Genomic DNA, 17,644 nt, shown 5'->3' with positions numbered 1-17,644 from the left:
TGTCCAGCCGGCTATCAGCGCTTCACCGTCAGTCCCACTCCAGCCTGGAGTTGATGCGTATCGTCGCCGGCTTTGCGGGTGGTCAGCTGATAGCCGAAATTGCCTGTGAGATCGAGGTAGCGGTTGATCCCCCAGGTCAGGCCGAGGGCCGCGTCATATTCGGTCTCATCGGCTGCACTGCCGTTGGAAGGATAGTCGCGCCAGATCGTGCCGCCCGTCGCTTTGGCGGTGAGGTCATCGCGCAATTGGTGGCTGATGGTACTCGTCAGCTGGTAGGCGGTGTAGCCGCTCAGGCCGGCCGTGGTGGATGGCTGAACGGTGGTCGAAAGGCCGATACTGACATCCGTTCCGCGCTGCGGCGACCAGGCGAGACTACCGTCGATGGTCGGTGAGTCGACCGAGGCCAGGCGCGAATCGTCGAATTGCGTGTGCTGATAACCGAAGCCCAGCTCGCCTTTCAGCTTTTCGCCGAGATCGAGCTCGACGCCGGCCTTGCCGCCGTAACCCTGGTTCGAGCGGGCATAGCCGTTGCTGTCACGCGTCTCATCGTAGACAGCGCGACCGAGATCGACTTCGACGAAGGGAATGATCGCCGGCGACAGCTCGTAGCCGATACGCCCGCGCCATGTGCCTGCGGTCTGATTGCGGTCGCTGAGCGTGACCTGGGTTCCATCCGAGAGCACGGCATCCGAATAGACCGTGCGGGTCAGTGCGACCGCCGTCGTGCCGCGCAGCAGACCGAAATCACGTTCCAGCGACAGTCCGGTGGTGAACTGATTGACGGCGGATTGTTTGGAGGCGCCGGCAATGGCGTTCGGGTCGCTGGTGTCCTCGCGGAAGAACTGATAGCCGGCCGTTATGTGGGCAGTCGTGTCGGCTGGAAGGTCGAGGCGCAGATCCGCATTGAGGTTGATCGTCGGCTTCTCTTCACCGGTGCCGCTGATATTCTTCTGCCAGACGCCCTCGCCGGTGATGGTCAGCGCGTGGCGATCCCAGTCCGACGTCAACGTGCTGCGCAGATCCGTCTGCAGGAAAGTGCGGTTGTCCTCGACGGAGCCGGTGCGGTCGCGTTCGATATTGATCGACTGATTGACCGAAGGGCGCAGGGTGAAGGTGCCGAGCGGTATGCCCTGGGCATCCGCGCGGTCCGGATGCTGGCGCGTTCTCAGGCCATCGACCGTGGATTCGGGCAGGTTGACGCGGCGCATGTCGTTGTCGAGCGTCGAGCCGGTGGTTGTGGGGTCGACGCCATCAAGGCGAAGGCGCATATTCGGCGGCCCATCCGCATTGGTGGTAGCGGCCTGATTTGCTGGCGGTGCTGCCTGCGCGTCGGTGGCAGGTGTTGCGGACGAGTCGGTCGTCGTGGCAGACGTCGAGACGGTGGATGTATCGTCGGGTTCCTGGCCGGGCGGCAGGGATTGTGCGTTAACGGACATCGGCGCGGCGCATACGACGCCCCAGCCAAGCACGGCGGATGTCGCCCATGCCGTCAGCCGGAGGGCATTTTTACCCGCCTTTTTCTTGCCGATGTTCATTTTGTCTATGTCTGACCTTGCTGGAAAAGCACTAAATCCTTACCCAAGTGTAAAGCCGTGTGGTTAACGCTTGGTTGCTAAAGAGTTACGGCGAGATGCTATCGGTAATATTATCCAGGCCCAGCAAAAGCCCGCTGCCGTCGGCATAAGTCGATCTTTGGTGGACAGAATTGCAGAAAAGCGTTAGGCCTCGCTCATGAATAAGAGAGCTGTGAGACTCATCGAGAACGGTGCGATCGAATCCGCAATGAGGACGATCGAGACCGAGAGACGGGGCCTTGAGGCGCTGGAACGTGCATTGGCCAATGGTTTGGCCGGGCCATTCAGCCGCGCGGTGGAGATCATCGGCGACATCAAGGGCCGCGTCGTCATCACTGGTGTCGGCAAGAGCGGCCATATCGGCAACAAGCTTGCCGCAAGCCTGGCCTCCACCGGAACGCCGGCATTCTTCGTGCACCCGGTCGAGGCAAATCATGGCGATCTCGGCATGATCACGCAGGATGATGTCATCATCGCCATCTCGTGGGGTGGAGAAAGCGCCGAGCTGCGCGGCATTATCAGCTATTCTCGCCGCTTCTCGATCCCGATGATTTCCGTCACTGCGGGTGAGACGTCAACGCTGGCGCGTGAGTCCGATGTGGTTCTGCTGCTGCCCAAGGAGCAGGAGGCCTGCCCGCATGGGCTGGCGCCGACCACGTCGACGATGCTGCAGCTTGCGATCGGCGATGCGCTCACCGTGGCGCTGCTGGAAGCGCGTGGCTTCACCGCCGAGGATTTCCGTACCTTCCATCCTGGCGGCAAGCTGGGCGCCAGCCTCTCGCATGTGGCCGATATCATGCACAAGGGCGATAGCGTGCCTCTCGTCAAGCTTGGAACAGGCATGCGCGAGGCTGTCACGACGCTTGCGAAAATGCGCTTCGGCTGTGTCGGCGTCGTCGATGATGACGGCTGCCTCTGCGGTATCGTCACAGACGGCGATATTGCTCGCAATATCGGCTCCAGCCTCGCGGAGATGCTGGTGGACGAGGTGATGACGCGCAATCCGAAGACGGTCAAGGAAACGACGCTGGCGACCGGCGCGATGGCCGTGCTCAATCGTCACAACATTTCCGCGCTCATTGTCGTTGACGATGGGCAGCGGCCAGTTGGGGTCGTTCATTTCCACGATCTGCTGCGAATCGGCGTCGCCTGATCAGAACGGTTCGACTGTAAGCTCGCGGCCGTTGCTGGCGACGATTTTCACGCGTGTGCCAACAGGCAAATCAGGACCTGTGACTGTCCAATAGGTATCGTTGAGGCGGATGCGCCCGCGGCCTTCGGCAATGGGCTCGCCGAGCGTTGCCGTGCGCCCGACAAGGCTCGCGCCGCGTTGGTTCAGGAAAGGCTCGTCGGTCACCTGGTTGTTGTTATAGACGTAACGCCGCCCGAGCAGGGTGACGATGACGGCGGCTGCCGCAAAGACCAGCCACTGCACCTGCCAGATCCAGAAGGCGTTATCCCAGAACAGCAGCGACAATGCCCCGACGATGATGCCGGCCAGACCGATCCAGACGAGGAAGAAGCCCGGCAATATCAACTCGGCGGCAAGTAGTACCAATCCCAGCAGCCACCAGCTCCAGGGACCGAGTTCCACGACGAGATTGTCGAACATCTTAGCTCTCCCGAGGGGCCAGCGGATTGACGGAGGGCGTGGTGCGGACCGTGTTCGTGCGTGGCCGTGAAGGCTGCGGCGTGCCGTTGCCGTCGCCATTGTCGCCGAAGACTTCGCGGGCAATGGCGCCGATGCCGCCAAGCGAACCGATGAGGGAGCTGGCTTCCATCGGCATCAGCACGATCTTCGAGTTGCTGGCCGAACCGATTGACGTCAGGGCTTCGGTGTATTTCTGAGCGACGAAATAGTTGATGGCCTGCACATTACCCTCTGCAATGGCTTCGGACACCATGCGGGTCGCCTTTGCTTCGGCCTCTGCGAGACGTTCGCGGGCTTCGGCGTTGCGGAACGCCGCCTCGCGCTGGCCTTCCGCCTGCAGCACCGCCGATTGCTTTGCGCCCTCGGCGCGCAGAATCTGTGCGGCACGCAAGCCTTCCGCCTCGAGAATCTGGGCGCGCTTTTCACGCTCGGCCTTCATCTGCCGGCCCATGGCGTCAACGAGATCCTTCGGCGGCTGGATGTCCTTGATTTCGACACGCGTCACCTTGATGCCCCAGGGCTCGACTGCTTCATCGACGACGCGCAGCAGCCGCTCGTTGATGGCGTCGCGGTTGGACAGAAGCTCATCGAGGTCCATCGAACCCATGACGGAACGGATGTTGGTCTTGGTGAGGTTGAGGATCGCGCTTTCGAGATTGGTGATCTGATAGGCGGCCTGCGCCGCATTCAGCACCTGGAAGAACGCGACCGCGTCGGCGGAGACGCTGGCATTGTCCTTGGTGATGACCTCCTGCGTCGGAACGGCGAGCACCTGCTCCATCACGTTCATCCTAACGCCGATGGTTTCGATGAAGGGCACGATCAGATTGAGGCCCGGCTCCAATGTGCGGATATAGCGGCCGAAGCGCTGGATTGTATAACGATAGCCCTGCGGCACCGTCTTGATCCCTGCAAACAGCACCAGGATGACCAAGACCACCAGGGCAACCACGACGATGCTGAAACCACCGACTACCATTGAATTCCTCCATGGACGCGCTCGCGGAATGCGAGCCTCTCGCGTCAGGTAAAGCGCCGCCATATCGTTCCGGCGTCTTCGGTCGAAAACGCATCACGGCAGCTCAATCAGATGTGGTGGGTTAGCATGTTCTCGGCAAGGGAGGAATGGGTAGACGGGCCGTACCGTCCGATCAGCCCCAAGTTGTTGCGCCGGATCAATCAATCGCGATCCAGCCCTTGCGCCTGGCTGTTGATATTCATACTTTATAAGAGAATTTTTCGGGTCAGCTGCCGCGCAGCCTTTCGAGCCCAACCGCCGCGCATCGTCAGGGTGAAGCAATGAATATCGATAGGACTTTACGGTCGGTCGTGGCCGTCCATGCCTCAATTCCGGAAGACGCCTTCACGGCGACGACGCTGGGCACCCGCAGGGAAGGCAACGGCGTGGTCATCCGGGGAAACGGCTTGGTGCTGACGATCGGCTACCTCATCACGGAGGCGGAAGAGGTCTGGCTGACGACGAGCAATGGCCGGGTAGTGCCCGGGCATGCGCTTGCCTATGATCAGGAAACCGGGTTTGGCCTTGTGCAGGCGCTCGGCCCGCTCGACGTACCGGCGCTGGAATTCGGCGATGCCGACAAGGCCGAGATCGGCGATCCGGTCGTGATCGCCGATGGTATCGGCCAGGTCGTCGAGGCAAAGATCGTCGCCAAGCAGGAGTTTGCGGGTTACTGGGAATATCTGCTCGACGAGGCGATTTTCGTCGCACCCGCGCATCCTTCATGGGGCGGCGCTGCTCTGGTGGATGAGGACGGCAAGCTTCTGGGTGTCGGTTCGCTGCACCTGCAGATGGCGACTCAGAACGGTGAAGGTGCCGATATCAACATGATCGTGCCGATCAACCTGTTGACGCCCATTCTCGACGATCTGATCAAGCGCGGCCGCGTCAACAAGCCGCCAAGGCCCTGGCTCGGGGCTTTCTCGGCCGAAAGCAATGGCGAGGTCGTTGTCATGAGCGTGACGGAAGGCGGCCCGGCCGCTCAGGCGGGGTTGCGGCGCGGCGATGTCATTTCGGAGATCCGCGACGCGGAAGTCGACGGCTTGGCCGATTTCTATCGCAAGATATGGGAGAGCGGGCCGGCCGGCGCCGAGATCCCGCTACGGGTGCTGCGCAATGGCCGCGAAGCCTGGTTGCGCATCAAATCCGCCGACCGTGGCAGCTTCCTCAAGAAGCCGCAACTGCAATAGAGCATCTCCGCTTTTCTTCGAATCGCGAAAACGCTCTATATTTTGCTTTTTCACGCATTCCGGACGGAAAACCGCTGCACACTTTTCCTGGAAATGCTTTAGAGGCCATCGCCGGGATTAGTCCGGCGATCGGTCAGACCCAGCCAAGCAACTCCCGCCGTACGACCTTCTCGAGCACCTTCATGCCGTCTTCGCTATCGTTGAGGCAGGGAATATGCGTGAACTTGTCGCCGCCATTGTGATGGAAGGATTCGGCCGCCTGTTCGGCGATCTCTTCCAGCGTTTCCAGGCAGTCCGAGACGAAGCCCGGATTGAGCACGGCGATGCGCTTGGTGCCATCCTTGGCGAGTTGTTCCACGGTCTTGTCTGTATAGGGCTGCAGCCATTCCTCCGGGCCGAAACGGGACTGGAAGGTGACCATGAACTGATCTTCCGACAGCCCCAGCTTTTCACGCAGCAGGCGGCCGGTCTTTTGACAGAAACAGTAATAGGGATCGCCCAGTTTGAAGTAGGACATCGGTATGCCGTGGAACGACGCCAGGATCTTTTCGGGCTGCCAGTCCAGTGTTGAAAGATGCCGGGTCACGGAATTGGCAAGCGCTTCGATATAGGCATCGTCGTCGTGATATTGCGGCACGGTGCGCAGTGCCGGTTGCCAGCGCATCTTTGCCAGCTTCTCGAACGCCTTGTCGTTGACGGTTGCCGTCGTTGCGGCGGCGTATTGCGGATAGAGTGGAAAGAGCACGATGCGCTCGCAGCCCTGATCCTTGAGCGCCTGTATGCGGTCGCCGATCGAGGGTTGGCCGTAACGCATGGCCCAATCGACCGTCACGTTGGGTAGATCCCGCAGGCGCTCGGCCATCAGATCGGACTGGTTGCGCGTATAGGTGCGCAGGAAGCTCTCATTTTTTTCCTTGTTCCAGATCGTCTCGTAGGCCTTGCCGACTTTTTGCGGCCGGGTGTTGAGGACGATACCGAACAGGATTGGATACCATTTCCAGCGGGACCATTCGATGACGCGGCGATCCGTCAGGAACTCACGCAGGTAGCGACGCATCGAGGCGTAGTCGGTCCCGTCAGGTGTTCCGAGGTTGACAAGCAGCACGCCGACCTTGCCGAATTTCACGCTTGGGTGATCAGGCGGGAAGGTGGTCACGTTTTCTGTCATCAATCATATCCTCTCAGCGAAACGAAGCCCTTCACATAGGAACAAAAACCGCCCGGGGAAGCCCGGGCCGGCGTTCTCATGCGAGACAAATCGTCTTACTTGGCTGGAATCCTCAACTTTTCGCCGACCTGGAGATGATGAGGCTTCAGATTGCGGTTGGCCGCCACAAGCCTATGCCATTGCTTGGCACTGCCATAATAGGTCTTGGCGAGATCCCAGAGCGTGTCGCCGGTAACGATGACATGCGTTGTCGGCGTCTTCGGCTTTTCGCTGGCTTTAGCTGCGGGTGCGGCGGTGGCAGGAGCTGTCGTCACCGGCGTTGAAGGTGCCGGGGTGGCCGTCGCAGAGGCAGATGCGGCGGGCGTCGTGGTTGCCGGTGCCGATGATGTGTCCGCGGGCTTTGCCGGTGTTGTGGTTGCCGGCGTTGCCGCCGAGGGTGTCGAGGAGGCCGGAGGCGTCACGGCAGGTGCTGCCTTGCTGGTGTCTGCGGGTGCCGGTGCGGGCTTTTGCTCCGGTGCGGCCTGCTGCTGCGTTTCCGCCGGCTTGGCTGCTTCGGGCTGGGCGGCAGGTGCTGCCGCGGCAACCTGGGTCACACGGCCATCGGTATAGGGCTTGTAGGGATTGTGCGCGCCGAGATAGGTCGGCAACCACCGATTCCAGGTTCGGACCGAAGTCATAGGCGTTCTTGCCGTCCTTGGCGAATACGGTGTAGCCGTCGCCGCCCGCGCGCATATAGTTGTTGCTGACGACACCGTAGGTCTTTTCGGGGTCGAGCGGCTTGAATTCCGTGCCTTCCTGCACGTCGACGGAGACGAGCCGGCTGCCCGGCGGCTTCGATTTGTCGAAGCTGTATTTGAGGCCCGCGACCTGCGGGAAGCGGCCGGCGCCATCGTCGATCTGGCTGAGGCCGTTTTCCAATGCCGCCTTCACATCCGCGCCCGTCAATTGGAAGGTCGCGACTGTGTTCTGGAACGGCAGCACGGTGAGAACGTCGCCCATGCTGACATCGCCGGCGGCGATCGAGGCTCGCAGGCCGCCGCCATTCTGGATGGCGATGGAGATGCCCTGGGCCTTGGTTCGGTCGAGGATCGCGTCGGCCACGAGGTTGCCCATCGAGCATTCCTGTACGCGGCAGATCTCGCGTGCGCCCTCGATCGGGCCTTGCGAATTGCCGATCACCTTCTTGCGCAGCTCTTCGATCGGCTTGGCCATCTCCTGGATGCGGGCGGCGATCGCCGGATCGGGCTTGATGGAGGAATCGAGCAGGATCGGATCGCCCTTGGCGTCCTTGACCGCGCCGTTATCGTCAAAGGTGACGACGATGTCGCCGAGGTACTTGCCGTAGGACGCGGCCTGTACCACAGGCACCTTATAGCCGGCGGGATTATCGACCATGGTCGGATAGGGGCCGGCGGCCTTCGGATCGGTGTTCGACAGCAGCGTATGCGAGTGGCCGCCAACGACGACGCTGACGCCGGCGATCTTGGCGATCTTTTCGACATCGCGGGGATAGCCGACATGGGTCAGCGCGATGATCTTGTTGACGCCCTGCGATTTCAGCGCGTCCACTTCGGCGCTGATGGCGGCGGCATCGTCGGTGATCTTCACATGCGGGCCTGGCGAGGCGAGCTCGGGTGTCTCGGTCGTCACGGCGCCGACGATGCCGATCTTCTGGCCGCCGATGGTAAGCACGATCGATTTCTTGATGCGGTTGCCGAGCTTGGACTGGTCGTCGACCACAAGATTGGCCGTCACCACCGGGAACTGCGCCTTGTCGAGGAAGGCGGCAAGCGGGCCTTCGCCGTCGTCGAACTCGTGATTGCCGACGGTCATGGCGTCGATCTTCATGTCGTTGAGGAATTCGACTTCGGCGGCACCCTTATAGGTCGTGTAGAACAGCGAGCCCTGAAAATTATCACCGGCGTCGAGTACCACCACGTTCTGGCCGGCGAGTGCGACCCGGCGCTGATCGATGGCTGCCTTCAGGCGAGCGGCGCCACCAAAGCATTCATTCTTGGCTTCTTCGGCCGCAGAGCAGGTCGCATCGAATTTGTTGATCGACTCCACGCGCGAATGGAAATCGTTGAAGTGCAGGATGTTGAGCTGATAGTCCGCGAAGGCGGCGCTTGTGCTCAGCGCCAAGGCTGCGGCGGCCAAAAGTCCCACTCCTAAGGGCTGCTTCATCTGTCTCTCCTGTTCGTCTTTACAATCCGGCCCGCCGATGCCCCCATGGCGGTCCCCCGCCGGAATGTTTTCATCATGGCGGAGCGAGCGCAAGCAAAAGCTGTTGGCTTCATTCGGATTTTATAAGGAGGGTGAATTCATCACCGGATCAGGCGCATGCCTCTATGGAGGCGTCTCCGTGGGATTCTCGGATCGCCGAGGCGGCGTTCCATCCGACGACGCAGAAGACGGCTGTGCAGCAGAGCGCCGCAGCGAAATGAAAGCGCCGGCGCCGGTTCCGATAAAGCAGGATGGCGCCGATGCCATAGATCAGCAGCACGGGCAGGGCGAAGAGGAGAACGCTTGCCGGGCCATCGCAATCGAGCCCGTCGATACCCTGCGCCCGATAGCTGTTGACGGGGAGAACCGCCGCCAGAACGGCGAAAGGCAGCGCTGCGATGAGGGCCAGATAGAGCAACATCATGCGGCGCATGGCGTTCTATCCTTCCGCCATGCCTGATCAGCCCTGGCGGTTGAGGGAGAAGTGCCCACCCGTCTCCGAGGTGCAGTTCAGCTGACCGGGGTTCGCCATGAAGCAATTCACCTTGGAGCTGGTGCGCTTGATGTTCGAATAGAGATTGATCTGGATCACGCCGGACGGGTCGGTCGTGTAGGTTCCCGAAGCCATCTGCTGGTTCGTGCCGTCGGTCGTGTGCGTCTCGAACCGGCCGGCGGTGAACGTCGAACTCAGGCCGTTCGTGTCGCTCCAGCTGCCTTCCACCGAGTTTGTCCGCGGCTGAACGCCGGGGTTCATCGTCATCGGCGGCGGTCGCGATCCGCCGAAATCAACGCAGGCGGACAAGGCTGCTGCAGCGGCTGCGAGGGAAAGAACGGTTCTGATCTTCATAAATGTCTCCCGCGATGAAGGGCGGAGTGTTGTCGTATCGGTTGCGAGAAAGATGGCGCGGCTATTGGGTTAAAGCAAGGCTTGAGAACGCAACTCCTTGATTTATCCCGCTTGCGTAACAAAAATGCCCGCACGACCTGTGCGGGCATTCGAACGTTGCATCAGCAAACGCTATTTCCGTTAGCGAACGAGGATGTTCCTGAACTGCCAGGGATCCTTCGTGTCGATGTCTTCCGGGAAGAGACCCGGACGGCCATCGAGCGGCGTCCAGTCGGTGTAGTGACCTTCGACCGGGCCGAGATAGGGCAGCTGCACTTCGAGGCAGCGCTTGTAGTCGATCTCGTCGGCTTCGACGATGCCGGCGGTCGGGTTTTCGAGTGCCCAGACCATGCCGGCGAGAACGGCGGAGGTTACCTGGAGGCCGGTCGCGTTCTGGTAGGGAGCAATGCGGCGGGTCTCTTCGAGAGACAGGCGCGAACCGTACCAGTAGGCATTCTTGTCGTGGCCGTAGAGCAGCACGCCGAGTTCGTCGACGCCGTCTTCCAGCTCATGCTCGTCGAGAACGTGGTGAACCGGCTGCGGTGTGCCGCCATTGCCGAACATTTCGTGCAGCGAGAGAACGGCATCGTTGGCCGGATGGTAGGCATAGTGGCAGGTCGGGCGGAAGGTAACGTCGCCGTCCTTGTCGCGCACGGTGAAGAAGTCGGCGATCGAGATTGATTCGTTGTGCGTGACGAGGAAGCCGTATTGCGGGCCGGGGGTCGGGCACCAGGTGCGGACGCGGGTGTTGGCGCCCGGCTGTTCCAGATAGATAGCGGCCTGGCAGCCCTTCTTGTGCTTCTTGGCGTTCTTCGGCATCCATTCTTCGTGAGTGCCCCAGCCGAGTTCGGCCGGCTGCAGACCTTCGGAGATGAAGCCTTCGACGGACCAGGTGTTCCAGAAGACGTTGAGCGGCTTCGGATGCTTGGTGCGCTGGGTGTCGCGCTCGGCGATATGGATGCCCTTGACGCCAACCTTCTTCATCAGCTTGGCCCAGCCTTCGCGGTCATGCTGATCCGGCTCTTCGAACTTCAGGCCGATATCGGTGGCAAGGTTGACGAGCGCCTGCTTGACGAACCAGGAGACCATGCCCGGGTTCGCGCCGCAGGTCGAAACAGCAGTCGAACCACCGGGGTTCTTCGCCTTTTCCTTGCGCATGGTTTCGCGCAGCGCGTAGTTGGTGCGGTCGGCATTCTTCAGGCTCTTGTCGAAGTAGAAGCCGAGCCAGGGCTCGACGACGGTATCGATGTAGAGCACGTCGAGCTTGCGGCACAGCTTGACGAGGTCGAGCGAACCGGTGTCGACCGAGAGGTTGACGCAGAAGCCCTGGCCGCCGCCTTCCGTCAGGAGCGGCTTCAGCAGCTCCTTGTAGTTTTCCTTGGTGACGTGTGCCTTGATATGACGGACGCCGTGCTTCGCCAGGATTTCCATATCGGCTGGTTCTTCACGCGGGTCGATAACGACCATCCGGCTCTTGTCGAATTTGAAATGGCGCTCGATCAGGGGCAGGGTGCCGCGGCCGATGGAGCCAAAGCCGATCATCACGATCGGGCCGGTAATTTCGGCATATACCGGATAGTTGTGTTTCGTCATTCTTGTCTCCTTCGAAAGGCAGGACGCCGTTCGGTTCACGAAATTCAATCAGAGTTTGCGCGATAACGCGAGGTGAAGGGCTCTAATCATAATTTGATGTCACAATAAAGAGCTCTTCAGAGTTAGCCGGACAAAGTCAAGTGGAGGCCAACATACACGCCATATGCGACGAGTTTGTTGCCTTCAAGGTCGGTTTTCACTGACCTATCCGGAATAAAGCCATCAGGCCTTCAAGGCTTCCAATCCGTCGACAACTGTGGTGAGGGCGATTTCCTGGACGTCGTAGGATGCGATCCCGTGGATGGTGAAGGGGTCGGCGGCGACATAGGCCTCCAGCTCAGCGCGCTCGCCGCGGGCAAAAATAACGCCGCCGGTGCGCGGTACCTTGCGGCCGGATGCGAGGAACCAGCCCTTGGCATATCCTTCTTTCACCCAGGCCATGTGCGGCTCCATCTGCTTGTCTGCTTCATCATTGCCCTTGAGGTAGGTGAGCGAAAGAATGAACATGCATCAATTCCATATGAGTTGCGCGCGGATCAGGCCGCGCAGGGAGTTTCCGACATAAAGCGTGCGGTCTCGAAGGTCATCAGGCCGGATACGGCCAACACGGGCCTTGCGCTGGCAAATGAGCTCGGTGCGTAACACGCCGGCCAGCAGGCCGGATGAAATTGGGGGTGTCTGCAGCACATCCGGGCCATCCTCGAGGAAGATGGAGGTGATCGTCCCCTCGCAAACCTCGTCCTTCTCGTTCAGCAGCAGCACCTCGTCGGCCTCGTCAGGACGGTACTCCGCGCGTGCCGCCTCATAGACGGCGCGGCGCGTGGTCTTGACGCGCAGCAGCTTGTCGGCGGAATCGAGCCGGGTTGCGGCGGCGATACGGACGCGCCAGACTGTGTCGAGTGACAGCGCCGAGAAGGGGGCTGTCGTTACCGCCGCTTGTCCGTCTCGGTCCAGCGTCAGCCGGACCCTCAAGGGTGCGGAAGCACCGGCGATGGCCTCTTCCAGTTTGGTGAGCGCATTTTTCGGAGCCGGGAAGCCTAGGCGGCGGGCCGAGCGTTGCAGCCGGGCAAGATGCAGGCGCAGGCGGATGAAGCCGGCCTCCGGCTCATAGCGCAGCGTCTCGATCAGGGAAAAATCCTCTAGCGGTCGATCCATCGGTCCCCCACGGCGAAGCGCGCCTTGAGGAGGCATTCTTCATATTCCGCTTCCGCCGTCGAATCGAAGACGATGCCCCCGCCGACATTGAACACTGCCCGGCCGTCTTCGAAAAGCGTGATCGTGCGGATCGCCACCGAAAAGCGCATGGCTCCATCCGGCGAGATCATGCCGATCGCGCCACAATAGGCATCGCGTGGGCCATCCTCAAGGTCATGCAGGATTTCCATCGCCCGCATTTTCGGTGCGCCGGTAATCGAGCCGCAGGGAAAGATTGCCGCAAGAATATCGCGGATGGTGATGTCGGGCAGCAGCTTTGCCTGCACATGGCTGACCATCTGGTGCAGGGTCGGGTAGGTCTCGATTTCGAACAGCCTGGGCACGTCGAGTGTGCCGACTTCGGTGATGCGGGAGATATCGTTGCGCAGGAGATCGACGATCATGCGGTTTTCGGCCTGCGTCTTCTCGTCGGCGAGCATGGCGGCGACGATTTCGGCATCCTCGACGGCGTTTGTGCCGCGCTTGGCCGTGCCCTTCATCGGATGCGTCTCGATCCAGCCTTCTTCATCCGTGCGGAAAAAGAGCTCCGGCGAGCGCGACAAAATGATCGGACCGCCGAGATCGACGAGCGCACCGTATTTCACCGGTTGCCGCTCGATCAGCGACCAGAAGGCAGCTCTGGCGTCGCCGTTCCAGCGGGCATGGATCGGCATGGTCAGGTTCGCCTGATAGCAGTCGCCGAGGCGAATATGCCGGTGCAGCCGGTCGAATCGCTCTTTATATATAGGGAAATCCCAGGCGGCCTTTGGCTCGGTCAGGAATTCTTGATTTTCAAGCCGTTGCATCGGCTGGCCAAGAGAGTCGTCGTCGGCCGCGGGAGCATCGAAAACGCCGAAGCAAAGCAGCGGCGTCTCGCGATTCTCCTCGGCAAAAGCTGCAAGCTTTTCCTCGAAAAGATGGCCGGCTTCATAGGCAATGTATCCTGCCAGCCATTTTCCCTGTCGCCTTGCCGTCTCCATCCGGTCCAACGCATCGAAGAATTCGGCGCGCGTCCGGGCCGTGATGATCTCGGCCGGTTCGGCAAAGATCATCACCTGTCCTGTGCTGTCGTCCCTGAAGAGGACGTGAGGTCGGGCGTCGGCCATGCGCGGGTTTCTATCGGGCTCTCGTTATGTCGATTGTCAGGCACGTCCACCATTGCTGCGGCTTTGTGCATGGCCCCTCACCCTAGCCCTCTCCCCGCTCGCGGGGAGAGGGGACTGGCTCAGCATCCACAGCACTGTTCTTTGCAAACGGCGATGTAGTGGTTGCGGTAGCTCCCTCTCCCCGCATTGGCGGGGAGAGGGCTGGGGTGAGGGGCCAGGCACCGAAGCTGCGGCAATGGCAGACCTGCCTGACCTGCTAGCAGGCGCAGTTTCAGCTCTTATCTAGCGCTTCCAACTCGTCGATCAGCCCTTCGATCATCGACAGTCCCTTGCTCCAGAACGACGGGTCGGTGGCGTCGAGGCCGAAAGGCTTCAGGAGTTCGGAATGATGCTTGGTGCCACCGGCCTTCAGCAGTTCGAAATACTTCTCCTGGAAGCCCTGGTCGGCATTCTGGTAGACGGCGTAAAGCGAGTTCACAAGGCAATCGCCGAAGGCATAGGCGTAGACGTAGAAGGGCGAATGGATGAAGTGGGGGATGTAGGCCCAATACGTCTCGTAACCCTCGGAGATCTTGATCGCCGGACCCAGGCTTTCCGCCTGTACGGACAGCCACAGCTCGCCGATGTCATCGGAGGTCAGCTCGCCATTCTTGCGGGCGGTGTGCAGCTTGCGCTCGAATTCGTAGAAGGCGATCTGGCGCACGACCGTGTTGATCATGTCCTCGACCTTCTGGGCGAGCATCGCTTTGCGTTCGCGCTTGTCGGAGGTCTTGTCGAGCAGCGCGCGGAAGGTCAGCATCTCGCCGAAGACGGAAGCGGTTTCGGCCAGCGTCAGCGGTGTCTGGCACATCAGGGCGCCCTGGCCGCCGGCCAGAACCTGGTGCACGCCATGGCCAAGCTCGTGTGCGAGCGTCATGACGTCGCGCGGCTTGCCCATGTAATTGACGAGAACGTAAGGGTGCGCCGATGGCACGGTCGGATGGGCAAATGCGCCCGGCGCCTTGCCCGGACGGACCGGCGCGTCGATCCACTCTTCGTCGAAGAAGCGCTTGGCGATTGCGGCCATGTCAGGCGCGAACTTGCCATAGGCGGATAGCACCGTCTCCTTCGCCTCGCTCCAGGGGATCAAGGCATTGGGCGTTTCCGGGAGCGGCGCGTTGCGATCCCAGAAGTTCATCTGCTCCATGCCGAGCCACTTGGCCTTCATCTTATAATAGCGATGCGAGAGTCGCGGATAGGCATCGCGTACGGCCGCGGCCAGTGCGTCCACCACTTCGCGCTCGACGCGGTTGGCGAGATGCCTGCTGTCGGCGATATCCTCGAAGCCGCGCCAGCGGTCGGAAATTTCCTTGTCCTTTGCGAGCGTGTTGGTGATGAGCGTGAAGGTGCGAAGGTTCGCCCTGAAGGTTGCGGCAAGCGCCATGGCCGCCTTGCGGCGCGCTTCGGGATCCTGTTCCTGCAGCATGTTCAGCGCGACTTCCAGCGGCTGCTTTTCACCGTCGATCTCGAAGCGTAGCTCCGCCATCGTCTCGTCGAACAGCCGGTTGAAGGCTGCGGCGCTGGTCATGGACTTTTCCAGGAACAGCTGCTCGAGCTTGTCGTCGAGCTGATGCGGCTTGTCCTTGCGCAGGTCGACAATCCAGGGACGGTAGTGACCGGCGGCAGGGTCGTTCGCCATGCAGGCATCCATCGCGGCGTCATCGATGCGGTTCAGTTCCAGAGGGAAGAACAGCAGGTGGGCGGCATAGTCCGTCAGCCGCGTCTGCACATCACCATAGAGCTTGCCGTTGGCCGGATCGCTGGTGTTGGAAAAATAGGTGAGGCCGGCAAAGGAGCCAAGGCGGCCCATGATATCGTCAAGCGCCTCATATTCCTTGATGGCGGCACCGATACCGGCATCGCCTGTCATGGTTGCCGCTTCCGTAAGCTTGCCCTTCCACTTATCCTCGAAGGCGGTGGCCATCTTGCCCGCCTTTTCCATGTCGCCGGTGAAGTCAGGTGAGGTAGCGGAAGGATAGAGATCGCTGAGCTTCCAGGCGGGCAGGTCCCCGAGCGCGCTGCCGGCGGCAGGCTGGTTGGCGGAGAAGTTAAGGGATTTACGGAGCGAGGTCGGGCTCATGGGCGATATTTCCTCTGCTTTTTATTGCGGAACGTCCGATGCGTTCGTGTTTATTCGGCTGGAAAGCCTGCTGCAAGCCTGATTTCCCGACGCTGACGGTTGAACCATAGGCGGTAGTACATTCGTCATAATGATTAAAATGCGATGATTTGGCAAAACTTCATGTTCAAGCCTTTCTGCGAATGTCCGTGTCAGGTTTCGCATGAAGTGAGGCACCAATGACCGTTTATAATAGCGCCAAAGGGGGCGCGCAGATTCTCGTTGTTGAGGATGATCCGATTCAACGTCGTCTGCTGAAGAATGCCATCGAGCGGCACGGACACGTGGCCCATTTGGCAGAGAATGGCCGCTTTGGCCTTGAAGTTCTGAAGCGTAATAGCGATCAGATCAATGTGATCGTGCTCGACCTGATGATGCCGGAAATGAACGGCATCGAGTTCCTGGGCGCGCTGAACGAGATGGGTATCGATCTGCCCGTTATCGTGCAGACGGGGCAGGGCGGTATCGACACCGTTGTGCAGGCCATGCGGGCCGGCGCCTTCGATTTCGTCGTCAAGCCCGTGTCGCCGGAGCGCATTGCTGCGTCTATCGGCAATGCGCTCAAGCTCGATCAGCGCGAGGCAAAGGCACGCGCGGGACGCAAATCGCGTTCCAGCGCCATCACCTTCGACGACATCGTCTCGGCAAGCCCGGCGATGATGCGGGTGATCGATCTTGCGCATCGTGCCGCACAGTCGAATATTCCCGTCGTCCTGGAAGGTGAATCCGGCGTCGGCAAGGAACTGGTGGCACGTGCCATTCAGGCCGCAAGCGACCGCTCCGGCAAGCCGTTCATAACGGTCAATTGCGGTGCCATTCCGCACAATCTGGTGGAAAGCATTCTTTTCGGACATGAAAAGGGTGCGTTCACGGGCGCGGCGGAGCGCCATGTCGGCAAGTTCATGGAAGCCGATGGCGGTACGCTGTTCCTCGACGAGATCGGCGATCTGCCGCTGGAAGTCCAGGTGAAGCTGCTGCGCGCCGTGCAGCAAGGGGAAATCGAGACGGTCGGTGCGCGCGTCGCGCAGAAGGTCAATGTCCGCCTGATCTCTGCGACCAACAAGGATTTGATCGAAGAGGTCAAGGCCGGGCGTTTCCGCGAGGACCTCTACTATCGCCTCAACGTCTTCCCGATCACCATGCCGGCGCTTCGTCGCCGCAAGGAGGATATCCCGCATCTGGCACGCGCCTTTGCCGACCGGTTTGCGCTGGAGCAAAAGCTCGATCATTCGCTCGATATCAGCAACAGTGCTCTTGCGCTGCTGACGGCTTACGACTGGCCGGGCAATATTCGCCAGCTCGAAAATGCCGTGTTCAGGGCGGTCGTTCTATCGGAAGGACCCGAGCTGCTGGATAGCGATTTTCCGCAGATCGCCGCGCAGTTGCCCGGCTATTTCTCGGGCGAGCATCCGACCTTAGTTGTGGATAATTCACAGGCTCATGCCATGGATTCTGCGACCGGGGAGAGAGCCGAGCGCGGGATGCGCGTGATTTCAGCTGACGCGGCTGCAACCTCGCCGCTTCCTGTCGGCGATGCATTGGCGACCGCTTCCGACAACGTCATCGTCAGCACCAATACCTCAGGGGATGTCAGGAAACTGGCGGATGTCGAGGAAGAATTGATCCGCTTTGCCCTCCGATTCTACCGCGGGCAGATGAGTCAAGTGGCAAGAAAGCTTGGGATTGGGCGCTCAACTCTCTACCGCAAGTTGAAAGATTACGGGATAGATCCGGATGACCCGCAAAAAAGCGCGGCATGAGGGGAAGCTTAACTTTTAGGCAAGCATATTTTGTTACCCGTCGTAAAGCACTTGTTAGTGCATCGTTCACCATGTATGAAGAGGGCGATTATGTGTGGCATTTTTGCCATCGTGTCACCGCAA

14 protein-coding genes and 1 pseudogene are annotated in these 17,644 nt (G+C 60.6%); 3 read left to right on the top strand and 12 right to left on the bottom strand.

From position 1 onward, the window contains the following. Positions 1-14: 14 nt before the first annotated feature. Complete coding sequence (locus tag BSK43_RS10730) at positions 15-1,535, bottom strand: outer membrane beta-barrel protein (RefSeq protein ID WP_077469451.1); 1,521 nt, start codon at positions 1,533-1,535, stop codon at positions 15-17. 196 nt (positions 1,536-1,731) lie between these two features. On the opposite strand from BSK43_RS10730, the gene BSK43_RS10725 reads away from it, so the two are divergent. Further along, on the top strand, positions 1,732-2,727 hold the full coding sequence (locus BSK43_RS10725; RefSeq protein ID WP_077469452.1) for a KpsF/GutQ family sugar-phosphate isomerase: 996 nt from the start codon (positions 1,732-1,734) through the stop codon (positions 2,725-2,727). Here BSK43_RS10725 and BSK43_RS10720 read toward each other — a convergent pair whose 3' ends face one another. Then, positions 2,728-3,186, bottom strand: a complete 459-nt coding sequence (locus BSK43_RS10720; protein ID WP_077469453.1) for an NfeD family protein — start codon at positions 3,184-3,186, stop codon at positions 2,728-2,730. A gap of 1 nt (position 3,187) precedes the next feature. Then, complete coding sequence (locus BSK43_RS10715) at positions 3,188-4,204, bottom strand: SPFH domain-containing protein (RefSeq protein WP_077469454.1); 1,017 nt, start codon at positions 4,202-4,204, stop codon at positions 3,188-3,190. A 320-nt stretch (positions 4,205-4,524) separates the two neighbouring features. Between BSK43_RS10715 and BSK43_RS10710 the strand changes: the two genes are divergently transcribed. Continuing rightward, the gene (locus BSK43_RS10710; protein WP_068400138.1) at positions 4,525-5,433 is read left to right on the top strand and encodes a S1C family serine protease; all 909 of its coding nucleotides are present in this window, start codon (positions 4,525-4,527) and stop codon (positions 5,431-5,433) included. A 133-nt stretch (positions 5,434-5,566) separates the two neighbouring features. Here BSK43_RS10710 and hemH read toward each other — a convergent pair whose 3' ends face one another. From hemH to BSK43_RS10665, 9 genes and pseudogenes are all read right to left on the bottom strand, one after another. Then, complete coding sequence (gene hemH, locus BSK43_RS10705; RefSeq protein ID WP_068400142.1) at positions 5,567-6,601, bottom strand: ferrochelatase; 1,035 nt, start codon at positions 6,599-6,601, stop codon at positions 5,567-5,569. A 95-nt stretch (positions 6,602-6,696) separates the two neighbouring features. After that, positions 6,697-8,785, bottom strand: a pseudogene (locus BSK43_RS10700) (5'-nucleotidase C-terminal domain-containing protein). A 148-nt stretch (positions 8,786-8,933) separates the two neighbouring features. Next, complete coding sequence (locus BSK43_RS10695) at positions 8,934-9,257, bottom strand: hypothetical protein (protein WP_077469456.1); 324 nt, start codon at positions 9,255-9,257, stop codon at positions 8,934-8,936. A gap of 27 nt (positions 9,258-9,284) precedes the next feature. After that, entirely contained in the window at positions 9,285-9,671 is a 387-nt protein-coding gene (locus tag BSK43_RS10690; protein ID WP_077469457.1) for a hypothetical protein, read from the bottom strand. A 180-nt stretch (positions 9,672-9,851) separates the two neighbouring features. Beyond that, positions 9,852-11,303 carry a homospermidine synthase gene (locus BSK43_RS10685; protein ID WP_068400151.1) on the bottom strand — a complete coding sequence of 484 codons (1,452 nt, stop codon included), beginning with the start codon at positions 11,301-11,303 and terminating at the stop codon, positions 9,852-9,854. Between the two features lie 222 nt (positions 11,304-11,525). Then, complete coding sequence (locus BSK43_RS10680) at positions 11,526-11,810, bottom strand: YciI family protein (protein WP_068400154.1); 285 nt, start codon at positions 11,808-11,810, stop codon at positions 11,526-11,528. Between the two features lie 3 nt (positions 11,811-11,813). Next, complete coding sequence (locus BSK43_RS10675; RefSeq protein WP_077469458.1) at positions 11,814-12,458, bottom strand: aminotransferase class IV family protein; 645 nt, start codon at positions 12,456-12,458, stop codon at positions 11,814-11,816. Next, entirely contained in the window at positions 12,443-13,603 is a 1,161-nt protein-coding gene (locus tag BSK43_RS10670; RefSeq protein ID WP_077469459.1) for an aminodeoxychorismate synthase component I, read from the bottom strand. Before BSK43_RS10670 ends, BSK43_RS10675 begins: the two co-directional genes overlap by 16 nt. Before the next feature lie 271 nt (positions 13,604-13,874). Then, positions 13,875-15,722: a M3 family oligoendopeptidase gene (locus tag BSK43_RS10665; RefSeq protein WP_077469460.1), complete on the bottom strand. Its 1,848-nt coding sequence runs from the start codon at positions 15,720-15,722 to the stop codon at positions 13,875-13,877. A 218-nt stretch (positions 15,723-15,940) separates the two neighbouring features. Between BSK43_RS10665 and BSK43_RS10660 the strand changes: the two genes are divergently transcribed. After that, entirely contained in the window at positions 15,941-17,521 is a 1,581-nt protein-coding gene (locus BSK43_RS10660; protein WP_077469461.1) for a sigma-54 dependent transcriptional regulator, read from the top strand. Positions 17,522-17,644 lie beyond the last annotated feature (123 nt).

The sequence above is a fragment of the Rhizobium sp. P44RR-XXIV genome (genome assembly GCF_001999485.2).
GTDB lineage: Bacteria > Pseudomonadota > Alphaproteobacteria > Rhizobiales > Rhizobiaceae > Rhizobium.
The sequence above is the reverse complement of the archived record's forward strand: the minus strand, read 5'-3'. Positions and strand labels throughout refer to the sequence as shown.

Excerpts from the sequence above, each read along its gene's own strand:
- BSK43_RS10685 (WP_068400151.1), bottom strand. The coding sequence starts at position 11,303 with ATGACGAAACACAACTATCCGGTATATGCCGAAATTACCGGCCCGATC.
- BSK43_RS10680 (WP_068400154.1), bottom strand. The coding sequence starts at position 11,810 with ATGTTCATTCTTTCGCTCACCTACCTCAAGGGCAATGATGAAGCAGAC.
- BSK43_RS10695 (WP_077469456.1), bottom strand. The coding sequence starts at position 9,257 with ATGCGCCGCATGATGTTGCTCTATCTGGCCCTCATCGCAGCGCTGCCT.
- BSK43_RS10725 (WP_077469452.1), top strand. The coding sequence starts at position 1,732 with ATGAATAAGAGAGCTGTGAGACTCATCGAGAACGGTGCGATCGAATCC.
- hemH (WP_068400142.1), bottom strand. The coding sequence starts at position 6,601 with ATGACAGAAAACGTGACCACCTTCCCGCCTGATCACCCAAGCGTGAAA.
- BSK43_RS10710 (WP_068400138.1), top strand. The coding sequence starts at position 4,525 with ATGAATATCGATAGGACTTTACGGTCGGTCGTGGCCGTCCATGCCTCA.
- BSK43_RS10665 (WP_077469460.1), bottom strand. The coding sequence starts at position 15,722 with ATGAGCCCGACCTCGCTCCGTAAATCCCTTAACTTCTCCGCCAACCAG.
- BSK43_RS10690 (WP_077469457.1), bottom strand. The coding sequence starts at position 9,671 with ATGAAGATCAGAACCGTTCTTTCCCTCGCAGCCGCTGCAGCAGCCTTG.
- BSK43_RS10660 (WP_077469461.1), top strand. The coding sequence starts at position 15,941 with ATGACCGTTTATAATAGCGCCAAAGGGGGCGCGCAGATTCTCGTTGTT.
- BSK43_RS10715 (WP_077469454.1), bottom strand. The coding sequence starts at position 4,204 with ATGGTAGTCGGTGGTTTCAGCATCGTCGTGGTTGCCCTGGTGGTCTTG.
- BSK43_RS10730 (WP_077469451.1), bottom strand. The coding sequence starts at position 1,535 with ATGAACATCGGCAAGAAAAAGGCGGGTAAAAATGCCCTCCGGCTGACG.
- BSK43_RS10670 (WP_077469459.1), bottom strand. The coding sequence starts at position 13,603 with ATGGCCGACGCCCGACCTCACGTCCTCTTCAGGGACGACAGCACAGGA.
- BSK43_RS10675 (WP_077469458.1), bottom strand. The coding sequence starts at position 12,458 with ATGGATCGACCGCTAGAGGATTTTTCCCTGATCGAGACGCTGCGCTAT.
- BSK43_RS10720 (WP_077469453.1), bottom strand. The coding sequence starts at position 3,186 with ATGTTCGACAATCTCGTCGTGGAACTCGGTCCCTGGAGCTGGTGGCTG.